Source organism: Denitromonas halophila, assembly GCF_007625155.1.
GTDB lineage: Bacteria > Pseudomonadota > Gammaproteobacteria > Burkholderiales > Rhodocyclaceae > Nitrogeniibacter > Nitrogeniibacter halophilus.
In genome coordinates, this window is sequence record NZ_VMNK01000001.1 from 162,752 (window position 1) to 169,212 (window position 6,461).

Annotated in this window: 7 protein-coding genes and 1 pseudogene; 1 reads left to right on the forward strand and 7 read right to left on the reverse strand. The window is 64.1% G+C overall.

Going from position 1 to position 6,461, the window contains the following annotated elements; translation table 11 throughout:
• Positions 1–32: 32 nt before the first annotated feature.
• From FHP91_RS00755 to FHP91_RS00775, 5 genes are read right to left on the reverse strand one after another with little or no spacing between them, the layout of a single operon-like run.
• Complete coding sequence (locus FHP91_RS00755) at positions 33–674, reverse strand: TIGR04282 family arsenosugar biosynthesis glycosyltransferase (protein WP_246116179.1); 642 nt, start codon at positions 672–674, stop codon at positions 33–35.
• Positions 649–1,344: a TIGR04283 family arsenosugar biosynthesis glycosyltransferase gene (locus FHP91_RS00760; protein ID WP_144307782.1), complete on the reverse strand. Its 696-nt coding sequence runs from the start codon at positions 1,342–1,344 to the stop codon at positions 649–651. Before FHP91_RS00760 ends, FHP91_RS00755 begins: the two co-directional genes overlap by 26 nt.
• Positions 1,345–1,352: 8 nt before the next feature.
• Positions 1,353–2,087, reverse strand: coding sequence for a DUF1223 domain-containing protein (locus FHP91_RS00765; RefSeq protein WP_144307783.1), 735 nt, complete (start codon positions 2,085–2,087; stop codon positions 1,353–1,355).
• Entirely contained in the window at positions 2,074–2,883 is an 810-nt protein-coding gene (locus FHP91_RS00770; RefSeq protein ID WP_144307784.1) for a DUF547 domain-containing protein, read from the reverse strand. The genes FHP91_RS00765 and FHP91_RS00770 overlap by 14 nt, the downstream gene beginning before the upstream one ends.
• A gap of 13 nt (positions 2,884–2,896) precedes the next feature.
• A complete protein-coding gene (locus FHP91_RS00775) occupies positions 2,897–5,047 on the reverse strand; it encodes an FAD-dependent oxidoreductase (RefSeq protein ID WP_144307785.1) in 2,151 nt (716 codons plus the stop codon).
• Positions 5,048–5,509: 462 nt separating this feature from the next.
• On the opposite strand from FHP91_RS00775, the gene infA reads away from it, so the two are divergent.
• Positions 5,510–5,752, forward strand: coding sequence for a translation initiation factor IF-1 (gene infA, locus FHP91_RS00780; protein WP_144172732.1), 243 nt, complete (start codon positions 5,510–5,512; stop codon positions 5,750–5,752).
• Between the two features lie 67 nt (positions 5,753–5,819).
• On the opposite strand, the pseudogene FHP91_RS00785 reads toward infA, so the two are convergent.
• Together FHP91_RS00785 and FHP91_RS00790 are read right to left on the reverse strand one after the other, a co-directional pair.
• Positions 5,820–6,308, reverse strand: a pseudogene (locus tag FHP91_RS00785) (HD-GYP domain-containing protein); the annotation flags it as partial.
• Between the two features lie 45 nt (positions 6,309–6,353).
• Positions 6,354–6,452, reverse strand: a complete 99-nt coding sequence (locus FHP91_RS00790) for a helix-turn-helix domain-containing protein (protein ID WP_449240235.1) — start codon at positions 6,450–6,452, stop codon at positions 6,354–6,356.
• Between the last annotated feature and the right edge of the window lie 9 nt (positions 6,453–6,461).

Here is a 6,461-nt window from a genome sequence, read left to right on the forward strand (position 1 = left end):
TTGTGACTGACAGGGCGCGTGCGTGTTCCCGCTCATCGCGCGGCGAGCAGGGCGCTGCGTCGCAGGCGGGCGAGGTCTTGCGGGCGATCGACATCCCAGACGGTGGCGGGTTCCGACCAATGCAAACCGCCTTCGCGCAGGCGGTCGCGGGTTTGTGCCATGACGGCGCCACTGCCCCAGTCGATGTCGCGGAACACGTCCGGCTGTGGCTGGCGCAGACCGACCAGCGCATAGCCGCCGTCTTCAGCGGGCAGGAAGACCGCGTCGTCGCCGTGCCGCAAGGCATTGGCGCAATCTTGCAGCATAGTCGCGTCAAGCATCGGGCAGTCGGTGCCGATCAGCAGCGTCGGCGCCGTAGCGGTGAGTGTGCTGAGCGCGTGATGCATGCGTTCGCCGAGATGTTCGCCGTGCTGCACGTGCAGAGGAACGCCAGTGGTGACTGCCAGCGCGCGGAAAAAGCGGTGTGCGATGTCGGGCGCGCACCACAGGCTGACCGGGCCGAGTCGGGCGGTGTGCGCAGTGGCGACGGCGTGGCGGACGAGTTGCCGGTGCAGGCGTGCCGCGCCGGCGGCGCCGAGGGCGGGGATGAGTCGCGTCTTGGCCGTGCCGGCGACGGGCGCCTTGGCGAAGATGGCGATGTGCGCCGGCTCAGGACTGGCGGGGCGCATAGCCATAGCGTTTGGCGAGATCGTCGGGATGGGCGCCGAGGGCGTAAGCGGCGCGCAGCCACCACATCAGCACAATGGTGCGGAACACGCCGTGCGTCTCCCAGCGGCGACCCGCCGTAGTGACGCGCTGGTGCAGGCAGGCGGGGCGGCCGAGTGCTTTCATGCGGCGCGAAAAGGCGATGTCTTCCATCAGCGGCTGATCGGCGAAGCCGCCAATCTGGTTGAATGCCTTTCGGGTGACGAAGATGGCTTGATCGCCGGTGGCGATGCCGGTGAGGCGGGAGCGCCAATTCATCATGGTCGCGACGATTTTGAGCATCGGATGCGGACCGTCGATGACGACGTCAAAGCGTCCCCACGGCTGTGTGTCGAGCGCGGCGTGAATGGCGGCGATGGCCTGCGCGGGCAGACGCGTGTCGGCGTGCAAAAACAGCAGCCGGTCGGCCTGCGCGACGGCCGCGCCAGCGTTCATCTGGCTGGCCCGGCCGCGCGGTGCGCCGATGCACTGGTCGCACACGGGGGTGGCGAGGCCTGTCGTGCCATCGGTACTGCCGCCATCGACCACGATCAACTCGATGCCCTCGGCCCGCAAGGTCTGCAGCGGCGCGAGCACCTCGGTGATGCCGGCGGCTTCGTTGAGTACGGGGAGGATGATCGACAGTGTGGGAGTGGGCATGGCGACAGTCAGCTGCGGCAGTCGGGCAAGGCGAGCGCTTGCAGCACGTCGCCGCTACGCACATCTTCGACAAATGCAACCACGCCGCCGGCTTTTTCTGGCGGCAGGAAGTGTATATCGGCGTTCAGCGGGGCCTTGGTCGGCACGGGTCGCGTCTCCCAGTCACGGACCACAAAGCTGTGGTTCAGGGTTTCGCCTCTATTTTCGCCGGCTTTGACCTCACTTTGATGACCGTTTTCATACCGTGCGACAACGAGTTGCGTCTGACGATCGCGTGGCGCCGTAGCTCGGACAGTGACGGTGGCGCCAGTGGGCGCGTTGACGGCAGTGAGCTGGATCTGCGCTCTGGCCGCCTCGCGCGGGACATTGGCCAGTGGGTCGTTTCCGCGCCAGGCGCGGCTGTCGCGACCGTTGATCATGATCTGCGGGGTGTAGACCGTGCGTCCGCCGCTGAGAGCGACCTTGTTGCGCTGGCGCTGGCCGTTGCGCGGCTCGGCGAAGCGGTCTTTCCAGCCGATGTAGTCCCAGTAGTCGACGTGGTAGGCGATGGCTACGGTGTCGGCCGATTGTTTGAGCGTGCCCAGCCAGCGGTCGGCCGGCGGGCAGGAGCTGCAGCCTTCGGAGGTGTAGAGCTCGACCAGCGGGGTTTGCAGGGGGCCGCTGCTGGCGGTGCATTCGGCGGCCGCGGCGCCACCGGCGCACAGCGCGGCGGCGAGGGCGAGGAGCGGTTTAGCGGGCATCATTGAGCCTCCAGTCGTAGTCGAGGTGCTCGATTTTCGGCGCGCTGCTGCGCAGTTTTTTCGCGGCTTCCGGCGTGTCGGCGAGCGCCTCGGCGTAGTGGGCGAAGGTGGCCTTGAGGGAGCTGAAGCCTTTGTGGCCACGGGTGAAGTCGTCGGCGTACCAGTCGAAGATCTTTGAGACGTAAAGCGTGTTGCTGGCGGCGTCGAAGCGGTTGCGGCTGCGGTCGGACAGGAAGCGGCGCATGCCGTCTTCGAGCTGGTCGTCGAGCCGCTCGGCCACGAAGGCTTCGTTGCGCAGCATCGGGCAGCCGATCGAGGCGCATACCACCGCAGTGTGGATGCGCGGGTCGTCGAAGACGCCGGCGGCGCGGATACGGCCGTGTTCGATGCCGTCCAGGCTCTCTTCCTGGCCGAGCAGGGTAAAGAATGTCTGCTTCCAGGGTGAGGAGAACAGGCTGCCCAGATCCTTGATCGAGCTGAGGTCCGGGTAGCGGGTGAGGATCAGATCGACCGTGAAGGCGTTGTAGGCGTTGATCAGGAAGGCGAGTTGCTGCGGCTTCTGCCAGCTGGCGTAGTCGGCGGGCGTGACGGCCGATACGGCGTCGAGGTAGGCCTTGAGCAGGGCGCGATCTTTCTTCAGCACGGCGTAGCGCACCGCCGACGCGTTGCCGGCAGCATTGACCACGACGTGTTGCTTGAGCAGCGTGCTCCAGGCGGCATGGCTGTGATCAAAGGCCTGCGCGGCGGCGCTGAGCAGGGTGAGGCTGGCGGCCAGCAGGAGGGACTTGAGGCGTGTCATCGTCTTACCTCCTTTACGCGCGGCGCCAGGCGTGAAAGCGGCCGACCCATTCGAGCAGTTTCTGCGGGGCATGGGCGCGCTTCCATTCGCCAGCCACATATTTGTTGGCTTCGGCCATGGTCGGGTAGATGTGGATGGTGCCCAGGATCTTGTTGAGGCCGATACCTTGCTTCATGGCCAGCACGTATTCGGCGATCAGGTCGCCGGCGTGTTCGCCCACGATGGTGACGCCGAGGATGCGGTCTTTGCCCGGCACGGTGAGCACTTTCACAAAGCCGTGGGCTTCCGAGTCGGCGATCGCGCGGTCGAGATCGTCGATGCCGAACTTGGTGACTTCGTAGGCAATGCCTTCGGCCGTGGCGTCGGCTTCGTTCAGCCCGACGCGGGCGACTTCGGGCTCGACAAAGGTCGCCCAGGGGATCACCGAGTAGTCAGCCTTGAAGGTCTTGAACGGGTCGAACAGCGCATTGACCGCGGCGTACCAGGCCTGATGCGCGGCGGTGTGGGTGAATTGGAAGGGGCCGGCGACATCGCCTGCGGCGTAGATGTTGGGGTAAATCGTTTGCAGCAACTCGTTGGTGTCCACCGTCTTGCCGGTGGGGATACCCATTTCCTCCAGCCCGAAACCCGTGAGATTCGCTGCACGGCCGACGGCGACCAGCACGGTGTCGAAAGGGATGCGCACATCCTTGCCTTCGTGCTCGGCGATCAGCACTTTCTCGCCGTCTTCGATCACGAACTGCTTGGCTTTCGTGCCGACACGTACGTCGATGCCTTCGGCGATGAAGCGTTCCATCACCAGTTGTGAGACGTCTTCGTCTTCCCGCGCCATGATGCGCGGAAGCATCTCGACTTGCGTCACCTGGCTGCCGAGGCGGGCGAAGGCTTGTGTCAGCTCGCTGCCGATCGGGCCGCCGCCGAGCACCAGCAGGCGGCGCGGTTGTTCGCGCAGATCCCACAGATTGTCGGAGGTCAGGTAGTCCATGTCTTCGATACCGGGGATCGGCGGCACAAAGGGTCGCGCGCCGGTGGCGATGATGATGGCGCGGGTGCAGAGGGTCTCGATGCGGCCATCGTTGTGGGTCACTTCGACCGTCCAGGGCGAGGTGATTTTGGCAGAGCCTTCGACCACGTCGACGCCCAGGCCGGTGTAGCGCTCGACCGAGTCGTGCGGTTCGATGGCCTTGACGACTGACTGCACGCGTTCCATCACCTTGGCGAAGTCCATTTGCGCTTCGGCCGAGTCGATGCCGAACTCCCGGGCGCGCTCGACGTGCGACAGAAACTTGGCCGAGCGGATCAGCGCCTTGGACGGCACGCAGCCGGTGTTCAGGCAGTCGCCGCCGAGCTTGTGGCGCTCGATCAGGGTGACTTTCGACTTCACCGCCGCGGCGATATAAGCGCTCACCAGGCCGGCCGAGCCGCCACCGATCACGACAAGGTTGCGATCAAACGTGGCTGGCTTCTTGTCAGCCCATTGCGCGTAAACCTTTTTGGCCTGCACCGCGGCGACAATTTTCTTGGCGATGAGCGGGAAGATGCCCAGCAGCACGAAGGAGCCAAGCAGCCCCGGCGACAGAATGCCGGAGAGCGAATCAATCTGCCCCAGCTGGGTGCCGGCATTCACATACACGATGGTGCCGGCGAGCATGCCGATCTGGCTCACCCAGTAGAAGGTGGCGGTGCGGATCGGGGTCAGACCCATCACCAGATTGATGACGAAAAACGGGAAGGCTGGCACCAGGCGCAGCGTGAAGAGGTAGAAACCGCCATCTTTATTTATGCCCGCGTTGAGCGCCTTGAGGCGATCGCCAAAGCGGCTTTGCACCCAGTCGCGCAGCAAAAAACGCGAGGCAAGAAAGGCCAGCGTCGCGCCGATGGAGGAGGCGAATGAAACGATGACCAGGCCGGTCAGCAGCCCGAAGATCGCGCCAGCGGCCAGGGTGAGTACGGCGGCGCCGGGAAAGGACAGCGCGGTCACGGTCACATACACGGCAAAGAAAATGCCAGCGGTCGCCCACGGGTTGGTGGTGCGATAGGTTTCGATGGCCGCTTGCTGGCTCTTGAAGAAATCGAGATTGAAAAAGCGCCCCAGATCGAAGATGAAATAGCTGGTGATCAGGGCCAGCAGGACGATGACGAGTCCGAGTTTTTTCTTGTTCATGGCCTCACGGCACTCCCTGAGTTGATTGCCGCATGGCGAGATGGCACGCCAGCGAGCTTGTGATGGTTCAGACCGTTCAGGGGGCGAAAACCTGACAGTGAATTGTCGCGCTATGGCAGGAGATTTTTGTGCGAGGCACAAAAATCGAGTAGAATGAAGCCCTTATCTCGGTCGCGAAACCGCCAGCGGGTGGCCGCATCGAATCAGCATGGCGCAACAAGCGCCGTCTTACTCGCCATTCTGGCAGGCCTTCGAGGCGCCGGGGTGGTCGGAACGTCGGGCGTGGTCCCGTCAATTGCGTCCGGTCGTTGTCTGTCCGGGCAGCCCGTCGGCACCGGGCAACAATTGCCTGCCGCCAGCTAAAGAATTGAAACCGGCGCGCTCGCCAGTCGTGAGGGGCGTGTTTTTGACTGCCGCACCGATGGCATCGCCGGACCCACAACAGATTAGGAGAGTGTATTTATGGCAAAAGAAGAAATGATCCAGTTCGAAGGTGTAGTGCAGGAAGTGCTTCGCGATGCCCGGTTTCTGGTCAAGCTCGACAACGGCATGGACGTGGCAGCCTACGCTTCGGGCAAGATGCGCAAGTTTCGCATCCGGATCCTGGCCGGTGATCGGGTGACGCTCGAAATGTCGCCCTACGACCTGTCCAAAGCGCGCATCAGCTTCCGTCACAAGGAAGTTCAGCAGCGCCGCCCGCACTGAGCGCTGGCGACATCATGAAAAAACCCGGTCTAACCGGGTTTTTTTACGTCCAGCGTGGGTGACGAAGCTAGGTGTCAATGACGCCGCTGGCCCACGCGCTGCGCGCTGCGCCGTTCAGAAAGCGCTGAATGAGTGCGTTGTCAGCGGCGGGAGCAATATCCTCGGCCGAGGCGACGCCGCCGGTCTGGCGCGCTTCGAGTTGCCCCTTTGGACCGGTGGTGAGGCGGTACTCACCACTGCATTGCGGGCAGAACAGGATGCCGCCGGTGCCTTGTTCGCGGCGCGCCACCAGGGTGGGGCCGCACATCATGCAGTCGAGCAGCGGAATGCCTTCGTCGGTGTGGCCGACGATATGTTCCAGGGCGCCGGTGTCGACCAGGCTGAGAAAATGCTCGCCGAAACGAGCGTCGAACTGGCTGCCGAGATTTTCGCGGATGTGGGTCAGCGCGGTGTCGATCGGCATACCTTTGCGATAGGGGCGGGCGCTGGTCATGGCATCGAAAGCGTCGCAGATACCGATGATCCGTGCATCGCGCGGGATGTCGTCCGCAGCGAGCCCGGCCGGGTAGGGGTCGTCTCAGAAAACGGAAAATAAAGCACGCTAAGCGTGCGTGGAGGCTGGCACCCAGCGGTACAGCGTCGGAATGGACACGCCGAGGTTCTTGGCCACGTCCTTGGGCGGCACCCCGCTGGCCAGCAGCTTCTTGGC

Coding starts and splice junctions, on each gene's coding strand:
- FHP91_RS00775 (WP_144307785.1), bottom strand. CDS start 5,047: ATGAACAAGAAAAAACTCGGACTCGTCATCGTCCTGCTGGCCCTGATC.
- FHP91_RS00770 (WP_144307784.1), bottom strand. CDS start 2,883: ATGACACGCCTCAAGTCCCTCCTGCTGGCCGCCAGCCTCACCCTGCTC.
- FHP91_RS00765 (WP_144307783.1), bottom strand. CDS start 2,087: ATGATGCCCGCTAAACCGCTCCTCGCCCTCGCCGCCGCGCTGTGCGCC.
- FHP91_RS00755 (WP_246116179.1), bottom strand. CDS start 674: ATGGCTATGCGCCCCGCCAGTCCTGAGCCGGCGCACATCGCCATCTTC.
- FHP91_RS00760 (WP_144307782.1), bottom strand. CDS start 1,344: ATGCCCACTCCCACACTGTCGATCATCCTCCCCGTACTCAACGAAGCC.
- infA (WP_144172732.1), top strand. CDS start 5,510: ATGGCAAAAGAAGAAATGATCCAGTTCGAAGGTGTAGTGCAGGAAGTG.